Genomic DNA, 17,642 nt, shown 5'->3' with positions numbered 1-17,642 from the left:
CCTGACAGCGGCCCGGAGCCGGACGCCGCGCCGGCCCCGCGCAAGCGCCCGCCCCGGGCCGCTGTCAGGCGGACGCCGCGCTGAGCCGCCACTGACACATGGCCCGTATACGGATCGTCACGTTGCGTGAGTTCGGTGGCACCGACGAGGGAAGTCCGGCACCTTTCCGACCTGCGGTTATTGGCACGGGCGCTCCCGCGCGCAACAATTACCGAGGGTGCACCGTGCGGCGCGTCGGGGCGCACGGTGCCCCTCTAGCTTTGACGCAGGGTGAGTAGGTCCCGAACGTCGCGGAAGGTCCCGCGGGCTGAGCTCGGCGGGGACCGCACGGAAGGGGACATGGGGTGAGCGAGGCGGTCGAGACCGGGATCGCCCCCATCGTTCCCGGATCCGAGGGCACGAACGGCGCCAAGCCCGGCAAGTCGGGCGCGCGAGGCGTCCCGCGGCCGCCGGCCGAGCCGGAGCAGCCGGAGACGACCAGCACCGAGCTGAGCGACCCTGCCCAGCCGTGGCGCACCCTGCGCCGGCAGGCGGAGCGCCGCCGCTACCTGACGATCCTCACGCCGCGGCGGGTCGGCAAGGAGAAGCCGCGCCGCCCGAGCCCGACCGCCGGGGTCCCCCGGGACGCACACCACCTGCTGCGTCCGCCGGCCGAGATGACCCGGACCGCGTCGAACTTCCCGGACCCGGAGCACGTCCGTCAGTACCTGCGGCACTCCTGCGACCTGACGATGAGCGGCGGCCTCGCCGCGAGCGTCGTCTACCCGCTCGGGGTGTGCGCGCTCGCCGAGCACTACGTGATCCGCCGGGTCGGCGGCTCCTCGGTCGCCGCCGTCTCGGCGGCCGCGGCGGCCGCCGCCGAGATCGGCCGCGCCGCGCCGGACCCGACCGGCGAGCGCGACCCGCTCTCGGTGGCCCCCGGGTTCGCCGGCCTCGCGGAGATGGTCGGCTGGCTGGCCGGGCAGGACGTCGCCCACCAGGACGCGATGAGCCTCGCCGCCGGTCTGACCCCCCTCGACGAGGGCCCCGAGCAGTGGCGGCTCGCCCGGCTGCTCCGCCCGGCGGGCAAGACCCGCACGCTCTACCGGCTCTTCACCGCCGTCCAGCGGCTGCGTGCCGCCGCCCCGGGCGAGCGCCGGCCGCTGCGCCGCCGCGTCGCGCTCGCGGTGCTCGCCGGCTTCACGGGCAGCTCGCGGGTCGCGACCGCGACCGCCTGGCTCGGCTCGCTCGTCGGCTGGGCGCTCGTCACCGCGGCCCTCGTCCGCTCCGACCTCGCCTTGCCGCTCGCGCTCGTCACCTCGCTCGTCTTCGCCGTGACCGCGGCCCTCGCGGCGGCCGGGCTGTCGGCGCTCGTCGCCGTGCTCACCCTGCGCGACCTCGTGACGCGGCGGGCACCGGCCCTCGGCTTCGGTCTCGTGCCGGGCACCGCTGTCGAGTGGACGTCGCGGCGCCGCCGCCGGCGTCGGGTCGCCCAGCGGCTCGACGACCTCGCCGGCATCCCGGCGGCCGACGGCGTCCCGGCCCTGTCGACGTGGCTCGCGGACCGGCTCGACGACCTCGCCGGGATCCCCGACCAGCGGCTGGAGACGAAGGACCTCTTCGACTCCGCGGGCCTGCGGCACGACGGCGGCATCGGCGGCGACGCCGACGCCGGCCGACCGTCCCTGACCTTCGGCGACCTGTGGCTCGGCCGGGTGGGGCCGCGCCGGGCGGGCGACGAGGAGACGCTGCGCCGCGCCGCCGCCGACCCCGAGCACCGCGTCGTCGACCTGCTCCTCACGACGACCAACGTCTCGCAGCACCGGCCCTACCGGTTCCCGCTGCCGGGCGCCGCCGAGCTGGAGCGGCGCGGGCTCACCCCGCTGCTGTTCTGCCGGATGTGCCTGGAGGCCGTCCTCCCGGTGCGGGTCGTCGCACACCTCGTCCAGGCGTCGCCGGCGCTCGAGCCGGACCACACCTGCCCGCGGCACGAGGGCTCCCAGCTCCACGAGCTGCCGGACCCGTGGGACGTCCCCGTGGCGCTCGCCGTCCGGATGAGCATGGCCGTGCCCGGGCTGCTCGCCGCCGTGCCGCTCGCAACGGTCGAGGCCGACCGCGACCGCCCGGGCGAGGGCAGCGTGCACCTGCACTGGTTCGCGGACGGCGACCTGTCGGCCGGGATGCCGGTCGGCGCCTTCGACACGCTCCTGCCGCGCTGGCCGACGTTCGGCTTCCACGTGCGGCCCGACGCCGCCTCCGCGCGCACCGCGGACGAGGCCCCGACGGCCGGCCCGGGCTGGGTGCTGCCGGAGCAGGACGCCGTGCGCCGCGCGGTGCACTGGCAGGACGTCCCGACGCTCGGCGCCTTCGCCCGGATGCTGCTCGGCACCGCCCGCTCGTGGGGCGACGCCTCGGTGACGGACCTGCCGGGCTTCCGGGGCCGGGTCGCCCAGGTCTCCGCGGGCGACCGCGCCGACGGACCGGACCCGGTGCCGTTCGTCCGGCAGCGCACGCTGCTCTCGCTCGCGCTGCGCGGTTTCGCCGCCGGCGAGGCGATGCGGCTGCGCTTCACCGGCTCGGACGACGGCGTCTCCGGGCAGAGCCAGACCGACCGGTACCGCTGGATCCGGCTCCGAACGGCGCTGCGCGAGTACCGCGGCATGAGCCTGTCGATCGGTGCCCGGCTGCCGCTCTACAGCGACCTCGCCGCCGGGTACCGGGTGCCGGAGGCGCTCGCGAGCTGGTTCCCCGAGGGGTTCGAGGCCGGCAGCCGTGACCCGTCGTGGCCGGAGGCGGCGGCAACGATCACCCACCTGCGGGCGCTGTCCGCGGGCGGCGTCCTCGACTGGGACGCCGAGCTCGGCGCCCCGCCCGTCGACCCGGACCTGCGGCTCAGCCCGCCGATCTGACGGCGGTCCCCGGCCGGCGGCCGGGCCGGGCGAGCGCCGCGGCGAGGGTCGCGAGCGCGGTCCCGGGCTCGGCGAGGTCGGCGAGGCGTTGCGACGGCAGCCCGCCGGCGATGACGAGCGCGGCGACGGCCGCGGCGTCGGCGGCACCGGTCGTCACGACGGTCGCGCCGAGCACCCGCGGGTCACGGCCTCCGGAGACGACGACCCGGACGAGGCCGGACGAGCCGACGAGCTCGTGGACGCGGGCGCCCTCGGTGCGCGCGGCCTCGCTCTCGCCGATCCCGACGACGGCGACCGCCGGGTGGGTCTGGACGCTCAGGACGAGCGGCTCGGGGGTCCACCGGGCGGCCCGGAGCCGGGCCACCGCGTTGGCGCCGGCGAGCCGGGCCATCCCGAGGTCGGGACGCCGGCCGGCGACCGGACCGGCCGCGAGGACGCTCGGTTCGGAGGTCCGCAGCCGGTCGTCGACGGTCACAGCACCGGCCTTGCCGACGGTGACCCCGGCCGACGGCAGGTCGAGCCCGGCGAGGTCGGCCCGCCGTCCGGTCGCGACGACGAGCAGCTCGGCCGCGACGTCGCTGCCGGCCTCGGTGCCCACCCAGGCGCCGTCGTCCAGGGTCGGCGCGACCTTGACGACCGGCGAGCCGAGGAGCAGCCGGACGCCGTCCTTGCGCAGCGCCGTCTCGATGGTCGCCGAGACGTCGGCGTCGAGCCCGGGCAGCACGCGGTCCTCCGCGTCGACGAGCGTGACCGTGACACCGAACCGGGCAAGTGCCTGCGCCAGCGCGACGCCGCGACGGCCGGCGCCGACGACCGCGACGGTCGGCGGCAGGTCGGCGACGTCGAGCAGGGTGTCCGGGGTGACGTACCGGGTGTCCACGAGCCCGGTGACGTCGGGGAGGGCCGGCGCGGACCCGGTGGCGAGGACGACCCGCTTCGTCGCGATCCGCAACAGGCCCCCCGCGGCGTCCGCGCCCGCGCGCTCGACCTCGACGGTGCCGCGCCCCGCGAGGCTCGCCCGGCCGAGGACGACGCGGACGCCGTCGAGCGCGGCGGCGTCCGGTGCCCCGGCGTCGGCGAGTGCGGCCCGTGCGGCGGTGCGCGCGGCGTCCCAGCCGAGCCCGGCGGCGGCCGCCTCGCGCAGGAGCGCGGCGATGGGCCGACCGGCGACCGGTCGTGGTCCGTGGGCGCCGTCGTCCACGAGCACGACCCGGGCGGAGCCGCCGGAGGCCGCGCGGGCCGAGGCAGCGGCAGCCACCCCGGCGGGGCCGCCTCCGATGACGACGACATCCGCCTGCGCGCGATCAGTCACGTGGAGGTGATCGGCGCGCGGGGCGTCGGCCTCGATCGGCGGTGCGGGTGACGGGGCCGGTCGCGGGGCACAAGATCACTCGTTCGGGTGCTTTGCTCTGCCAGCAGGAGCGAGCCAGGCACTGGTCGTTCGCCGGGCGATCGTCAGAAGAGGACGCCCTGCTCCAGGTCGAGGAGGAACCGCTTGCGGTCGAGCCCGCCGCCGTACCCGGTGAGCGAGCCGTCGGCGCCGATGATCCGGTGGCAGGGGACGACGATCGAGATCGGGTTCGCGCCGTTGGCGAGCCCGACGGCGCGGGACGCGCTGGGCAGCAGGCCGATCCGCTGCGCGATGTACCCGTACGAGACGGTGCGGCCGTAGGGGACGTCGACCAGAGCGGTCCACACCCGGCGCTGGAAGTCCGTGCCGGCCGGGTGGAGCGGCAGGTCGAAGACGGTGCGCTCGACGGCGAAGTACTCGCCGAGCTGACGGGCGGTCTCGGCGAGGACCTTGTCGTCCGGAGCCTGGTCGCCGAGGCGGGCAGCACCGGGCCGGTCGTCGACGCCGTCCTTGTGGCTCTCGAAGAAGACACCCGTGAGGTGGTTGCCGTCGCCGGTGAGGAGGAGCTCACCCACGGGCGAGTGGATCGTGGTCCACACCGCCCGCGCCGCCATGGGGCCATCCTCGCACCGCGATCCCCGCGGCGGCAGTCACTCGCGGGGGTCGGCGACGAGCTCGGCCCGGGTCTCGACGACGACGATGTCGAGCGACGGCGACACGACGGACGCCGTCCCGTCCACCGGCAGCGCGGGGCCGCCCGCGACGCTGTACGTGCCGGACCAGGTCGTCGTCAGCGTGACGGTGCGGCGCCCGGGAGCGGTCCAGGTGTGCGCCGTGCCGAGGTCTGGGTACGGCGCCCCGGGCGTGGAGAACGTGCGGCTCGAGCCGTCGCCGTAGGTCCACGCCCACGCGGTCGGCCGGGCGCGGACGAGGACCGGGGTGCCCAGCAGCGTGACCCGGAACGTCGCCGACCTGCTCGTCGCGTAGAGGTTCGTCGGGACCGAGACAAGGGTCCGCCCGCTCGCCGGCTGGACGTTCACCCCGGCCTGGGGCAGCGGCAGCCGCCGGAAGTCCGCGAGCGTGAACGCCGGGACGGCCGTGCCCGGCACGTCGCCCGGCCGTAGGCACACCGCCCCGGACTGGACCCAGGGCGTCTGCGACCCGTCGGGCGAACGGACGGCGGTGTAGCGCCAGTAGAGGATGTCCGTCGCATCTGGAGTTTCGCTGCACCACCGCAGCGCAGCTTGGCACAGGCCGTAGCTGCGAGCACTGCTGTCCGGTGAATTGCCGGCGCAGGCCGGTACGAACACGTAGATAGTCCTGTTGCCAGGCCGAGAACTGCCCTCTCCGGTTGAATCACCAGCCTCATCTGTCCAGTCGCCTGACACATCGATGACCTCGTCGCCAGCCTCAGCGTCGATGTCTCGCGACAGCGAGAGAGCGGGCACCACCGGGAGCACCACAAGCAAGATCGCCAGCAGAGTGCCAAGTGCGGTGCGGACTCGTCCGGTCACACTCGACCTGTCCGAGCAGCTCGCAACTGCCAACGACCCGACTGCCAGACGACCCGAGCCTGCATCTGAGTCGCCTTAGCAGGTTGAGACTCCTGGACTACGCCGCTGGCGTCGAGAGTGTCGCTGGCCTTCTGACTAAGAAGGACGTTCATGACGTAGGCAGCGCCGTCATCGTCAGCCGCCGACACCAAGGACTCGATCTCCACCGCTCCACCGCGGAAGGTTTGCCCCCGTGACTTGGCCGCTTCGACGTTCTTCTTCACGCTCAGGCAGAACTTGCATGCCGTGTCACTAACTGCCAGCAGCGGGCCAGGGTCAAGCGAGTCGTAACTGTAGTTGTACAGCGCCATGAAGTATCGATAGAAGGCTTCCGCGCCGGCCTTAGACCTCTGCTTGGCAGCTAGGGGAAACGGAACGATCACAGCTCTTTCCACGGGCGACTGACTACTCGTCGGGTCGACCGAGGATTCAGCGACGGAAGAGCTCGTAGCAGTCTGCCCGGGCGTCGAATCACCCGACGTGTTGCCGGCAAGAACCTGACCAGCGACAACGACGCAGACCACGATTGCGCTAACCGCGATCGCCATGCCCCAGAACGGATGGCGACCGATGATCTTCCCGTCCATCCGCCACACCCTAGACGCCGCACCACTCGTTTGTGATCACGACATCAGTCACCTGTGGACAACCCCGCTCTCACGCAAGGCCTGTGGACAACGCTCGACGTCCTGTCGTCCGGTCCGGCTACGGTTCGGCGCCATGATCAGGATGCCGACCGATGCGGACGGGCTCGTCGTGCCCTCCGCCGATCCGGGGGCCGCGTGGGACGCGGCGGCCGGTCTGACGTCGGTCGCACGGTCGGCCCTCGCAGCGGCTGACGCACTGTCCGCGACGCCGACGTCGGCCGTCTGCTGGACGGGCGACGCGGCCGACGGGTACCGGCGCGTGCGGGAGCGGATGACCCGGCGCAGCAACGAGATCGCCGAGCTCGCGTCCACCGGTGCGGCGGTCGTCCTCGGCTGGCTCCGGGAGGCCGGGCCGGCCCTCGTGTCGATGCGCATCATCGCCGAGCGGATGACGGACCTGCAGCGCCGGGTCGACGCCGCGGCGGCGCTCGCCTACGACCCGGTCCTCGACGCGGCGCTGCAGGCGGAGGTCGACGAGACCTACCGGCAGTGGCACGTCGCCCGTGACGCCTACTGGCAGGCGGTCGACGTCGCGGCTCGGCGGCTCGTCGCGCTCCGGGACGTCGTCGTCGACCGACCGCTCGACGGGCAGGACCAGGTCGAGGGCGCGATGCAGGCCGCCTGGGACGGCTACGTGGCCGGCCCGGCGACCGCCGCCTGGGCGCTGACCGGGCTCGCGTTCGTCGACCGGGACCGCTGGTGGGACAACGTGTCCGGGCTCCCGGGCGCGACGGCCGACACCCTGGGCGCCGTCGCCGACGACCCGCTCGGCGCCCTGGCCGACGTCGCCGACGTCGACGCCTGGGAGAGCGGCCACTACGGCGAGGCCGCAGGCGGCCTCGCGGCGATGTTCCTCCCCGGGCCTCGATGGCTCGGGCTCGGGGAGGACGTCGGCCGGCTGCGGTTCGCGAAGAACATCGCCGACCCGGACGCACCGAAGCCACAGCTCCAGACGGTCGACGAGATGCTCGATGGTGTCGACCTCTCCCGGCACGAGCACTACGAGTACGGCCACGCCCTGCGCAGACACGTCGACGTCGACGACGACTACCTCATGGACCGGCTGACCTACGGCACCCTGATCGACGATCCGGGACGTGGTGTCCCGCCACGGGAGGCATCCCGGTTCACCGACCGGGCAACCGCCGAGACGGTGATCACGGATGCGCTCCGGGTCAACCAGATCGATCTGCGCGACTTCGTCCATCAACCAGTGGGGTCCGAGCTGCACATCGCTTACATGTCACCGACTCCGATCGGTGAAGTGATGAGAAGAGCGCCTGACGGCTTCGAGGTCGACGTGGGGCACCAACTCGCCCTCAGCATCAAGATCGGCCCCGCAGGCCCCTACATCCACACAGCCTTCGTCATGGGAGACACGACGTGATCAGCTCTGCCTACCCCCGCCTGCGCTTCCTGCTGAGCGGCTACGCACCCGGCAGCGAGGTCCACGCCCTCGACCCCGACTCAGTCCCGGAGTCGGTCGTCTTCCGATGGCCGGACGAGGCCCTCGAGGAGCTCCGCGGGGACATCTCCCGGGCTCTCGACGTCATGTCCGCAGGCGACGACGAAGCCGCCCTCGACCTCCTCGGCCTTCATGTCGGGCTACCAGCAGGAGGAACCGCCGCCGGGTGGCTCCGCTATCTCGGGGAGCACCTGACGGAGTTCTTCCCGCACCGCAAGCCGCAGACGATCAACGGTGACGGCTGCCTGCCGCCGCGAGCGTCCCGCTTCACCGACCGGGAGACGGGCAACGACGCGGCGACCCAGGTGCTGCGCGCCAACGAGTCCCTGCTGCGGGCGTGGTCCGACGACCCGTCCGGGCCGTGGCGCCTGCATCTCTACGCCGACCTCGGACGGCCCGTCGGCCACTACCTCTCCGGCGAGGAGGTGCAGGCGTACCGGCGGGCCGGTCCGGGGTCGGCCCCCGAGCCGGCGCGGCACGCGGCGACCGGCTGCGTCGTCGTCATGCGCCGCGACCGGGAGACCCGCCGGCCCTACGTCGCGACGGCGTACCCGGAGAAGCACCTGCCCGTGGGCACCCGGGAGCGCTACCCCGACCTACCGCTGCTCCTCGGTGGCTACCTGGGGCAGGACTACGGCGCGCTGGACGGCAACCGCTGGGTCGCCGAGCGCAACTACAACAGCTCCACGCCGGCCGCGGTACGGGAGCGGGCCGCGGACCAGCTGGTCCGGTTGCTCGCCTCGGACGACGCGACGCTCAGGGCGGACGTCGAGGCCCTCGGGTCGTACGTCATGCCCGACGCGCTGCGCCGGTGGGTCACCGGCCTGCACCGGCGGATGACCCGGCTCGACTGGTCGGCGCCGAGGTAGCGACCGGCCGGCACGGAAACCCGTTGCGGGGGCGGGGCGGCGCTCCCTACGGTCGTGCCATGTCCCGCACCCGTCGACTTCTCGCCGCGCTGCTTCGCCGGCGCTCGACGGCTCGCGCCTGATCCTCACGGACGGGCCACGGACCCACCGTCGAGCGCCACGACCGCGCTCGGCACCCTGCCGCAGCACACGGACCGGGTCCTGCACGCCCCCGTGGCCCAACTGGTAGAGGCACCCGGCTCAGACCCGGGACGGTGATGGTTCGACTCCATCCGGGGGTACGCCGCGGTAGCCCAACAGGTAGAGGCACCAGGTCGAGGGCCTGGCCGGTGCGGGTTCGACTCCCGCCCGCGGCACCGAACGCTGCCGTCCCCTCGATCGATGCGGCTGTCGGCAGGAGCTTCTCGGTCGCGGGTGACCTGCTCACTGGCACCCTCGCGGGACGACCTTCTCGGACAGGACTGATGATGCGGCGACCGACGCTCTTCCTCACCGTGGGACTCCCCGGCACCGGCAAGACCACCGCCGCCCGGGGCATCGAGGCCGAACGGGGGGCGCTTCGTCTCACGAGGGACGAGTGGGTGAAGGCGCTCTACGGCACCGAGAACCCGCCGGCCGCCTCGGACGTGATCGGGGGTCGGCTCGTCGAGCTCGGCCTGCGCGCCCTCGCGCTCGGCAACGACGTCGTGATCGACTTCGGCCTGTGGAGCCGGGACGAGCGGTCCGCCCTGCGGCACGCCGCGGCCGAGCTGGGCGCGACGGTGGAGATGTTGTACGTCGAGCTCACCCCGGGCGAGCAGCGGACGCGACTCGACCGTCGCCAACGGGCGGAGCCGCACACGACGTGGCCCATGTCCGACGAGGAGCTCGCCCGGTGGGCCGCCGGCTTCGCCGTCCCTACCCCGGGAGAGCTCGACGGCACTGAACCCGTCGACGACCCTCCTGCCGGTTTCGTGACGTGGGCCGCGTGGCGCCGGCATCGTTGGCCGCCGTCGGTCTCCTGACAGACAGTCGGTCTCCTGACGGACACCGGCGTGCCGTCCCGGGCGAAGGGTTAGTCTCCGGATCATGGGCCTGTTCTCGCGGCGCAAGTCCCCGGAGTCGGTCGCCCGGGCGCAGGCACTGGCGATCGACGACTTCTGGCACTGGTGGCGCACGACCGGGGCCCGCGAGACCGCTGAGGCGATCGACGACAGGGCACCCGAGCGGATCACCGACGCCGTGAGCAAGCGCGTCCACGCCATCGACGGGGCCCTCAGCTGGGAGCTCGCGGCCGGTGCGGAGGCCGCCGACGGCGGCAGCCGGCACGTCCTCGTCGTGACCCCCGAGGGCGACCCGGCGCTGCGGGCGGTCGCCCGGCGCTGGCTGCTCGCCGCGCCGGAGCCGGACGCGACGTGGGAGTACGGCGACTCCCGGCGGGCCACGGCGCCGGACGGCCGGCTGACCCTCGGCGTCGGCGGTGCCCGGATCGACGTCGCACGGGCGACGATCGCGGCCCGGGTCGAGGGACCGGTCGTCGACGTGACCGTGCACCATCCCGACTTCGCCGACCTCGACGAGGACGTCCGGCGGCTGGCGGCGTTCCTCATGCTCGACGCGACGATCGGCGAGACCGAGGTCGAGCTGTGGGTCCGGGAGATCGGGACGACGACTGTCCCGCCGCTCGACCCGGTCCCGCTCCCCGGCCTGCGCAGCGTCGTCCGGCAGCTGCGCGAGCAGTACACCGACGCGGACGGCGGCCCGACCTGGGTGCTCCTGCACGGCGTCCGGCACGACGGGACACCGCTCGTCGCGAGCACCCAGGTGCCGCTCAAGGCCGTCACCGCGCCGCACTTCGACACCCACGCCGGCGTGGTCGTCCCCTACACCGACCAGACCCCCGAAGGGCTGCCCGGGCCGGACGGCCTCGCCGAGCTGCGCAGGTTCGAGGACCACCTCGCCGGGCGGCTCGAGGGCTGCGGGCGGCTCGTCGCGCACGAGACGAGCGGCGGCACGCGCCTTCTGCACTTCTACGTCGACGGCACGACGCCCGCGGTCGAGCAGCTCGAGGCGGCGGTCGTCGGCTGGTCCCAGGGCCGGGTGCGGGTCCAGGCCGAGCACGACCCCGGATGGTCGGGCGTGCAGCACCTGCGGGTCTGACCGCGCCCCAGGGCCCGACGGCGCACCGGCCGGCCCGGGTACCGCACCTCAGGCGCGCGGCCACCGCCGGTGCGGGTCGCCGTCCGGGTGCCGGGACGTCCAGTCCGCGGTGCCGAGCGCGACCGCACGGTGCACGGCACGGGCGACGCGCAGCCCCCACTGCGAGCGCGGCCCGCCGTACTCCTCGACGCCCGGGCCCCCGCCCCGCCCCGGCTCCGGGCACGCGACGCAGACCGCGTCGGACGACGTCCCGCTGCCGGGCACGCCGGCCTCGACGAGCGCCTGCGTCTTCGCCTCGGTCGCCGTGACGACCGCGTTGACGAGCGCCGCGTCCGACAGCGCCACCGGCAGCCGCACGAGGACGTTGATCGTCCCCGTCTCGCGGCGGACCGTCGCGTCGTCGGCGGCGGCCCACACCGGTAGCCCGAGACCGACGGTCGCGACCGCTGTGACGTCCTGCTCCTGGGCGCAGGTCCAGCGCGTGACGTCCGCGGCCGTGAGCATCCCGACGCCGGGCGCGTCACCCTCGGGGCCGCCCGCCGCACCGACCGCCGCGGCGATCTCCAGGACGTGCGCGGCCGGGTCGGGGTGGTGGTAGTCCATGGCCACCTTGGCGTTGAGCCACCAGGCCCGCGGCCCGATGCCGCCGCCGACGACGGCGGTCGAGACCATCCGCCAGCCGGGTCCGGGCGCCCAGAGCAGCACGGGCCAGCGCCGGCCGCCCTCCTCACGCTCCACGAGCCGGACGCCGGCCGCACCCGCCGGGTCACCGGCCACCGGGCCACCGACCGCGGCGGGAGCAGGACCGCTGCGCACGCCGGGCGCGGTCACGGCTGCGCCGGACCGTCGTCCGCCGACGGCACCGACGGGCACGGCTCCCCCGCCCGCACCGGCCGCGCCGGCCGCACCGGGTGCACCCGCAGCCCGTCGGGACCTTCGACGACCTCGGCGGTCGCCCCGTAGTGCCGGGCGAGCACGGACGACGTGAGCACCTCGCCGGGAGCGCCGGCCGCGACGACGCGGCCGCTGTCGAGAAGGACGAGCCGCTCGGCGTACTGCCCGGCGAGGGCGAGGTCGTGCAGGGTGCTGAGGACCGTGAGCCCGTCCTCCCGGCGCAGCTCGTCGACGAGCTCGAGGAGCTGCTGGGCGTGCCCGAGGTCGAGCGCGGCCGTCGGCTCGTCGAGCAGGAGGAGCCGCGGCTGCTGCGCGAGGGCCCGGGCGAGGACCGCCCGCTGCCGCTCGCCCCCCGAGAGCGTGCGCAGCGGGCGGTCGGCGAGGGGCCCGAGGTCGAGCCGGTCGAGCGCGTCCTGCGCGATCTCGCGGTCGGCGTCCCGGGCCGAGGACAGCAGCGGGTGGTACGGCGTCCGGCCGAGCAGGACGTACTCCCGGACGGCGACCCCGTCGGGCAGCACGGGGACCTGCGGCGCGTAGCCGATCCGGGCGGCGCGGTCGCGCGGGGCGAGCCGGCCGACGTCCGCACCGTCGACGAGCACCCGGCCGTCGTGCTTCTGCAGACCGGCGACGACGCGCAGCAGGGTCGACTTGCCGGCGCCGTTCGGGCCGACGATCGCGGTCCAGCGGCGGGGCTCGACCGTGAGGTCGACCCCTTCGAGGACCCGGGCCCGGCCGAGGGTGACACCGACGCCCTGCACCTCGAGCAGGGCCCCGCCCCACGTCGTCGGCGGCCCCGGCGGCGCGGCGCGCTCGCGCAGCCGCAGCCGCATCAGGACGACCCCCCGCCGACCCGGAGCAGCGCCGCGAAGAACGGGGCTCCGACGAACGCGGTGACGACGCCGATCGGCAGCTCCCCAGGCGCGATGACGGTGCGCGCCAACAGGTCCGCGAGCACGAGGAAGGCCGCGCCGCCGAGCAGCGAGACCGGCAGCACCGTGCGGTACGAGCCACCCGCGAGCCGGCGGACGATGTGCGGGACGACCAGCCCGACGAAGCCGATGAGGCCGCTCACGGCGACCGCGGCCGCCGTCCCGAGCGAGGCCGCGACGAGCACCGCGAACCGGACCCGGCGCGGCCGGACGCCGAGCGTCGTCGCCTCGTCGTCGCCGACCGCGAGGACGTCGAGGGCGCGGGCCGAGGCGAGCATGACGACCGTCGAGACCGCCATGTACGGCAGCACCATGACGAGCTGCGGCCAGTCCGCCGTCCCGAGCTGGCCGAGGATCCAGCCGTAGACCTGGCGGAGGTTGTCGGTGTGGGCCTGCTGCACGAGCGTCTGCAGGGCCGTGAGGAACGAGCTGACGGCGACCCCGGCGAGCAGCAGCGTGGCGCTGCCCGACTGGCCGCGGCCGGCCGCGGTCCCGAGCCCGTACGCGAGCGCGACACCGGTGAGCGCGCCGACGAACGCGGCGATCGGCAGGGTGCCGAGCGGGCCGAAGCCCTGCGGCACGAACGCGATGACGAGCGTCGCACCGAGCCCCGCGCCGGCCGCCGCGCCGAGCAGGTACGGGTCGGCGAGCGGGTTGCGGAAGACGCCCTGGTACGAGGCGCCCGCCAGCGCGAGGACGCCGCCGACGAGGGCCACGAGGAGCACCCGGGGCAGCCGGATGTCGAGCAGCACCCGGGCGTCGATCTCGCCGAGCGGGGTGCCGACCTCGACCCCGATCCGGTCGAGGAGCGTGGAGAGGATCCCGGACGTCGGCAGCGGCGTCACGCCGCGGCTCGTCGCGACGAGGACGGCGACGAGCAGCAGGGCACCGGCGACCACGAGGGCCGCGGCGCGCTGGCGTCGCACGACGTCCATGTCCCGCTCCTGCTCTGCCGGCGGACCGGCTCCTGCGGTCCGCCCCACTTCTGGTACCTCGGCCGGTCGGCCGCCCTGCTGGACGGCCGACCGGCCGCAGGCTCACTGCTGCACGGTCATCCTGCGCTCGTCACTGCCCCGCCAGCTCGCTCGCGACGGCCGTCGTGAAGTCCGCGACGCGCGGACCCCACCGGGAGGCGATGTCGTCGTCGCCCTCGACGACGCGCCCGTTCTTCACCGCGGGGATGCCGTCGAACCCGGGCCGCTTCGCGAGCGACGCGGCCGACTGCTGGCAGCACTTGGTGTCCGCCAGGACGATGAGGTCCGGGGCCTGCTTGACGACGTACTCGGCGCTCAGCTGCGGGTACCCGCCCGAGGCGTCCTTCGCGCCGTCCGCGATGTTCGTCAGGCCGAACAGCGTGTAGATGCTGCCGATGAACGTCGCGCTCGTCGCGCTGTAGAAGGTGTTGTCGAGCTCGTGGTAGACCTTCTGGCCCTTCACGGACGCCGGCACCGAGGCGACCGCCGCGGCGATCCGGTCCTGGGTGTCCTTGACGACCTTCGTCGCGTCGTCGCCGTGACCGGTGACCTGCCCGATCGTCGCCCACTGGGCGTACGCCTCGTCGAGCGTCGCGGCCGCGGGGAGGACGAGGACGGGCACGTCGAGCTTGGTGAGCGCGGCGACGAGGCCGTTCGCGTCGTTCGACGCGATGACGAGGTCGGGCTTGTAGCCCGCGACCGCCTCGGCGTTCGGCTGGAACCCCGAGAGCTTCGTCTTCGGGGCGTCCGTCGGGTAGCTCGACTGGTCGTCGACGGCGGTGACCTGGGCGCCGGCGCCGATGGCGAAGAGCACCTCGGTCGCCGTCGGGGACAGCGACACGATGTGCGACGGCTGCGCGTCGAGGGTCACCGGGCCGTTCTGGCCGGTGACGGTCACCGGGAAGGCAGCGGGTGCGGACGACGACGCGGCGGACGGCGTGGCCGCGGACGACGCCGCGGTGACCGCCGAGGAGGACCCGCCGCAGGCGGCGAGGGTGAGCAGGCCGGCCCCGAGGGCTGCGGCGAGGACCGCGCGGCGGGACGACCCGCGGGCGGTGGTGAGGCGATGCATGAGTGCTCCGGTGATCATGGGCAGGAGCGCACGCGGGTCCCTCGCCCGACGCGCGACCCTTACCTCGAGGGTCGAGGACGTCGGTACAGGCAGGCGACCTGGCTCACCCGCCGCCCCGTGGGGCGGCCGGAACACAGTTGCGGGACAGCGCCGGACTCGCACCGGCTTCGCTGGTCTGCACCATCGGCCCCGGATACGCAACCCGGGCCCGACCCGCGAACAGTAGCAGCCACCCGTGCGGGGGCGGGCGGGCGTGGTTGGCTGGGCGGCATGGACAGCGTCGAGCTCACCGTCCGCACCGGCAGCGCGCTCGTCACCGACCTGACGGCGCAGGTCACCGACTTCTGCCGGTCGAAGGGGGACGGGCTCGTGCACGTGTTCGTCCCGCACGCCACCGCCGGGGTCGCGGTCATGGAGACCGGGTCGGGCAGCGAGCCGGACCTCGCCGACGCGATCGACCGGGTCCTGCCCCGCGAGGACGTCTACCGGCACCGGCACGGCTCGCTCGGGCACGGCCGCGACCACGTCCTGCCGGCGTTCGTCGCGCCGTCCATGACCGTGCCCGTCCTCGGCGGCCGGCCGGCGCTGGGCACCTGGCAGAGCGTCGTCCTCGTCGACAGCAACGGCGACAACCCGACCCGGCGGGTCCGGCTGTCGTTCCTGCCGGGCTGAGCGCGACACCGGTCCAGGCATGCGCGAGGGGCGCCGTCCGGTCCGGACGACGCCCCTCGGCGGTGCTGCTGTGCTGCGGTGGTCCCGCGGTCAGCCCTTGAGCCCGCCCGCGAGCAGGCCGCGGACGAAGTAGCGCTGGAGCGAGATGAACACCAGGAGCGGGACGACCATCGAGACGAAGGCGCCCGCCGTGAGCCGCTGCCACTCCTGGCCGCGCGTACCGGCGAGGTCGGCGACGGCCGCGGTGAGCGGCTTGGTCTCCGACGTACCGAACACGAGACCGACGAGCAGGTCGTTCCAGATGTAGAGGAACTGGAAGATCCCGATCGAGGCCAGCGCCGGCACGATGAGCGGCACGACGATGCTCCGGAAGATCCGGGCGTGGTCGGCGCCGTCCACCCTGGCCGCCTCCATGAGCTCACCCGGCAGGTCGCTCATGAAGTTGTGGAGCAGGAACGTCACGAGCGGCATGCCGAAGCAGACGTGCGCGATCCAGATGATGACGAACTTCCCGGTGCCCTGCGGGTCCAGCAGGCTGAACGGCCAGGCCGTCGAGAAGATCCGCAGCAGCGGGACGAGCGCCATCTGGAGCGGCACGATCTGCAGCGCGAAGATCGCGATGAAGACCCAGTCCCGGCCCTTCCAGTTCATCCACGACAGCGCGTAGGCCGCCAGGGCGCCGAAGAAGAGCGAGAACATCACCGACGGGACCGTGATGACGACGCTGTTGAGGAAGAAGTTCGCGAGCTGCCCGTTGCTGGAGGACCCGAAGAGGACCTCCTTGTAGTTCTCGAGCGTGAACGACGGGTTCGAGAAGACCGTCCACCACCCGGTCTTCTTGATGTCGTTCTCGGGCCGGAACGAGGACAGCACCAGACCGAAGGTCGGGATCGTCCAGATCGTCGCGATGACGACGACGATGATCGACACGAGCGGGCTCGTGGACTTCTTCTTGACCCGGGCCGCCTTGGCGCTGGCGGCGCCGACGACGGCCCCGGCCGAGGGCGGGGGCGTGACGACGGTGCTCATCGGGCCTCCAGCTTCTGACGACGCAGCTGACGCACCTGGTAGAAGACGACGGGCGTCACGAGGACGAACAGGACGACGGCCAGTGCGGAGCCCCAGCCCTGCTGGTTGCCGGAGAACGAGTAGAAGTACATCCCGTTCGCGATGACGCTCGTGTCGTAGTTGCCGCCGGTCATCGTGCGCACGATGTCGAAGACCTTGAGCACGCCGATCGTGATCGTCGTGAAGACGACGACGACCGTCGGCCGGATCGTCGGCAGCGTGACCTTCCAGAACATCTGCCACGCGTTGACGCCGTCGAGCCGGGCGGCCTCGATCATGTCGTTGGGGATGCCCTTGATCGCGGCCGAGAGCACGACCATCGCGAAACCGACCTGCACCCAGATCATGACCATGATGAGCAGGAAGGTGTTCCACGGCGGGTTGAGCAGCCACTGCTGCGTCTCCAGGCCGAGCTTCTTGACGACGGCGTTGAGCAGGCCGATCTGCTCGAACCGGGTGGCCTTGTAGGCGAAGACGAAGCGCCAGATGATGGCGGCCGCGACACCGGAGATGGCCATCGGCAGGAAGATGAAGATCTTCGCGACGGCCTCACGCTTCATCTTGTCGATGAGGAGCGCGTACACGAGGCCGATCGCCACGGAGATGATCGGCGTGAAGAGCACCCAGATCGCGGTGTTGCGCAGGTTGAGCAGGCCGTCGGGGTCGGTGACGACCCACTTGTAGTTGTCCAGGCCCACCCAGCTCTCACCGTTGGGGTCCTTGAACGAGAGCATCGTGGTCCGGATCGCGGGGTAGACGAGACCGAACGTCACGAGGGCCACCGGCGGGCCGATGAACCAGGCGATCTGGGCCCGGTCGCGGAACAGCCGCTTGGGCCAGTTGTCGACGATGAACATGATCGCGGCTGCGACCACGAAGAAGGCAACGATGCCGACGACCAGCATCGTCAGCTTTGACTCCCAGTTCTCCATGCCCGTCCTCCTCGACGCAAAGAGCTGGTGGGGCCGTGCAGGGGTGGGTCACTTCTCACGCAGAAAGAATGTGATCCGAGACACGTCCGGCCCGGACGCTACCGTCCGGGCCGGACCTGCGGCTACTCGAAGGTCACATCGCGGGAGCTTCCCCGCTCACGACCTCGTTGCGTGGTGCTGTGAGGACGA

The 17,642-nt window shown here is 73.6% G+C and carries 16 protein-coding genes, 2 tRNA genes and 1 riboswitch; of the genes, 8 read left to right on the top strand and 10 right to left on the bottom strand.

The annotated features are described in order from the left end of the window. Window positions 1-344 precede the first annotated feature (344 nt). Window positions 345-2,888 (top strand): hypothetical protein, encoded by a 2,544-nt coding sequence (locus EDJALFJO_RS15935; RefSeq protein WP_088286957.1) that lies wholly within the window; start codon window positions 345-347, stop codon window positions 2,886-2,888. On the opposite strand, the gene EDJALFJO_RS15930 is transcribed toward EDJALFJO_RS15935, so the two are convergent. The 4 genes from EDJALFJO_RS15930 to EDJALFJO_RS15915 form a co-directional block, all read right to left on the bottom strand. Beyond that, entirely contained in the window at window positions 2,872-4,200 is a 1,329-nt protein-coding gene (locus EDJALFJO_RS15930) for an FAD-dependent oxidoreductase (RefSeq protein ID WP_088286955.1), read from the bottom strand. The genes EDJALFJO_RS15935 and EDJALFJO_RS15930 overlap by 17 nt on opposite strands. Window positions 4,201-4,343: 143 nt before the next feature. Beyond that, on the bottom strand, window positions 4,344-4,853 hold the full coding sequence (locus EDJALFJO_RS15925) for a methylated-DNA--[protein]-cysteine S-methyltransferase (RefSeq protein ID WP_088286953.1): 510 nt from the start codon (window positions 4,851-4,853) through the stop codon (window positions 4,344-4,346). Between the two features lie 36 nt (window positions 4,854-4,889). Continuing rightward, the gene (locus EDJALFJO_RS15920; RefSeq protein WP_088286951.1) at window positions 4,890-5,348 is read right to left on the bottom strand and encodes a hypothetical protein; all 459 of its coding nucleotides are present in this window, start codon (window positions 5,346-5,348) and stop codon (window positions 4,890-4,892) included. Window positions 5,349-5,749: 401 nt separating this feature from the next. Continuing rightward, the gene (locus tag EDJALFJO_RS15915) at window positions 5,750-6,379 is read right to left on the bottom strand and encodes a DUF6318 family protein (protein ID WP_088286949.1); all 630 of its coding nucleotides are present in this window, start codon (window positions 6,377-6,379) and stop codon (window positions 5,750-5,752) included. 133 nt (window positions 6,380-6,512) lie between these two features. Between EDJALFJO_RS15915 and EDJALFJO_RS15910 the strand changes: the two genes are divergently transcribed. The 6 genes from EDJALFJO_RS15910 to EDJALFJO_RS15885 all read left to right on the top strand — a co-directional run bounded on the left by EDJALFJO_RS15910 (window position 6,513) and on the right by EDJALFJO_RS15885 (window position 10,912). Next, on the top strand, window positions 6,513-7,826 hold the full coding sequence (locus EDJALFJO_RS15910) for an RNase A-like domain-containing protein (protein WP_088286947.1): 1,314 nt from the start codon (window positions 6,513-6,515) through the stop codon (window positions 7,824-7,826). Then, entirely contained in the window at window positions 7,823-8,773 is a 951-nt protein-coding gene (locus EDJALFJO_RS15905) for an RNase A-like domain-containing protein (protein WP_088286945.1), read from the top strand. The genes EDJALFJO_RS15910 and EDJALFJO_RS15905 overlap by 4 nt, the downstream gene beginning before the upstream one ends. A gap of 207 nt (window positions 8,774-8,980) precedes the next feature. Beyond that, window positions 8,981-9,054, top strand: a tRNA-Leu gene (locus tag EDJALFJO_RS15900). 1 nt (window position 9,055) lies between these two features. Then, a tRNA-Leu gene (locus EDJALFJO_RS15895) sits at window positions 9,056-9,129 on the top strand. Between the two features lie 108 nt (window positions 9,130-9,237). After that, a complete protein-coding gene (locus EDJALFJO_RS15890) occupies window positions 9,238-9,777 on the top strand; it encodes an ATP-binding protein (RefSeq protein WP_088286943.1) in 540 nt (179 codons plus the stop codon). Between the two features lie 64 nt (window positions 9,778-9,841). After that, on the top strand, window positions 9,842-10,912 hold the full coding sequence (locus EDJALFJO_RS15885; RefSeq protein WP_088286941.1) for a DUF695 domain-containing protein: 1,071 nt from the start codon (window positions 9,842-9,844) through the stop codon (window positions 10,910-10,912). Between the two features lie 48 nt (window positions 10,913-10,960). Here EDJALFJO_RS15885 and EDJALFJO_RS15880 read toward each other — a convergent pair whose 3' ends face one another. From EDJALFJO_RS15880 to EDJALFJO_RS15865, 4 genes are all read right to left on the bottom strand, one after another. Beyond that, window positions 10,961-11,689 (bottom strand): adenosylcobinamide amidohydrolase, encoded by a 729-nt coding sequence (locus EDJALFJO_RS15880; RefSeq protein WP_369812544.1) that lies wholly within the window; start codon window positions 11,687-11,689, stop codon window positions 10,961-10,963. 50 nt (window positions 11,690-11,739) lie between these two features. After that, window positions 11,740-12,636, bottom strand: a complete 897-nt coding sequence (locus EDJALFJO_RS15875) for an ABC transporter ATP-binding protein (protein WP_088286939.1) — start codon at window positions 12,634-12,636, stop codon at window positions 11,740-11,742. After that, window positions 12,636-13,670, bottom strand: a complete 1,035-nt coding sequence (locus tag EDJALFJO_RS15870) for an iron ABC transporter permease (RefSeq protein ID WP_088286937.1) — start codon at window positions 13,668-13,670, stop codon at window positions 12,636-12,638. The genes EDJALFJO_RS15875 and EDJALFJO_RS15870 overlap by 1 nt, the downstream gene beginning before the upstream one ends. Window positions 13,671-13,800: 130 nt before the next feature. After that, window positions 13,801-14,781, bottom strand: coding sequence for an ABC transporter substrate-binding protein (locus EDJALFJO_RS15865; protein WP_088286935.1), 981 nt, complete (start codon window positions 14,779-14,781; stop codon window positions 13,801-13,803). A gap of 70 nt (window positions 14,782-14,851) precedes the next feature. Continuing rightward, window positions 14,852-15,002: riboswitch (cobalamin riboswitch) on the bottom strand. A 49-nt stretch (window positions 15,003-15,051) separates the two neighbouring features. On the opposite strand from EDJALFJO_RS15865, the gene EDJALFJO_RS15860 reads away from it, so the two are divergent. Further along, a complete protein-coding gene (locus EDJALFJO_RS15860; RefSeq protein WP_088286933.1) occupies window positions 15,052-15,453 on the top strand; it encodes a YjbQ family protein in 402 nt (133 codons plus the stop codon). Window positions 15,454-15,543: 90 nt separating this feature from the next. Here EDJALFJO_RS15860 and EDJALFJO_RS15855 read toward each other — a convergent pair whose 3' ends face one another. Both EDJALFJO_RS15855 and EDJALFJO_RS15850 read right to left on the bottom strand, forming a co-directional pair. Then, on the bottom strand, window positions 15,544-16,482 hold the full coding sequence (locus tag EDJALFJO_RS15855; protein WP_088286930.1) for a carbohydrate ABC transporter permease: 939 nt from the start codon (window positions 16,480-16,482) through the stop codon (window positions 15,544-15,546). Beyond that, a complete protein-coding gene (locus EDJALFJO_RS15850) occupies window positions 16,479-17,453 on the bottom strand; it encodes a carbohydrate ABC transporter permease (RefSeq protein ID WP_088286928.1) in 975 nt (324 codons plus the stop codon). Before EDJALFJO_RS15850 ends, EDJALFJO_RS15855 begins: the two co-directional genes overlap by 4 nt. Window positions 17,454-17,642: the final 189 nt, after the last annotated feature.

It is taken from the genome of Kineosporia sp. A_224 (assembly GCF_002198655.1).
Lineage (GTDB): Bacteria > Actinomycetota > Actinomycetes > Actinomycetales > Kineosporiaceae > R-H-3.
Note: the sequence above shows the minus strand (reverse complement) of the source record. Positions and strands in the feature narration are given on the sequence as shown.

Excerpts from the sequence above, each read along its gene's own strand:
- EDJALFJO_RS15875 (WP_088286939.1), bottom strand. The coding sequence starts at position 12,636 with ATGCGGCTGCGGCTGCGCGAGCGCGCCGCGCCGCCGGGGCCGCCGACG.
- EDJALFJO_RS15915 (WP_088286949.1), bottom strand. The coding sequence starts at position 6,379 with ATGGACGGGAAGATCATCGGTCGCCATCCGTTCTGGGGCATGGCGATC.
- EDJALFJO_RS15925 (WP_088286953.1), bottom strand. The coding sequence starts at position 4,853 with ATGGCGGCGCGGGCGGTGTGGACCACGATCCACTCGCCCGTGGGTGAG.
- EDJALFJO_RS15860 (WP_088286933.1), top strand. The coding sequence starts at position 15,052 with ATGGACAGCGTCGAGCTCACCGTCCGCACCGGCAGCGCGCTCGTCACC.
- EDJALFJO_RS15870 (WP_088286937.1), bottom strand. The coding sequence starts at position 13,670 with ATGGACGTCGTGCGACGCCAGCGCGCCGCGGCCCTCGTGGTCGCCGGT.
- EDJALFJO_RS15855 (WP_088286930.1), bottom strand. The coding sequence starts at position 16,482 with ATGAGCACCGTCGTCACGCCCCCGCCCTCGGCCGGGGCCGTCGTCGGC.
- EDJALFJO_RS15890 (WP_088286943.1), top strand. The coding sequence starts at position 9,238 with ATGATGCGGCGACCGACGCTCTTCCTCACCGTGGGACTCCCCGGCACC.
- EDJALFJO_RS15850 (WP_088286928.1), bottom strand. The coding sequence starts at position 17,453 with ATGGAGAACTGGGAGTCAAAGCTGACGATGCTGGTCGTCGGCATCGTT.
- EDJALFJO_RS15910 (WP_088286947.1), top strand. The coding sequence starts at position 6,513 with ATGATCAGGATGCCGACCGATGCGGACGGGCTCGTCGTGCCCTCCGCC.
- EDJALFJO_RS15885 (WP_088286941.1), top strand. The coding sequence starts at position 9,842 with ATGGGCCTGTTCTCGCGGCGCAAGTCCCCGGAGTCGGTCGCCCGGGCG.
- EDJALFJO_RS15865 (WP_088286935.1), bottom strand. The coding sequence starts at position 14,781 with ATGCATCGCCTCACCACCGCCCGCGGGTCGTCCCGCCGCGCGGTCCTC.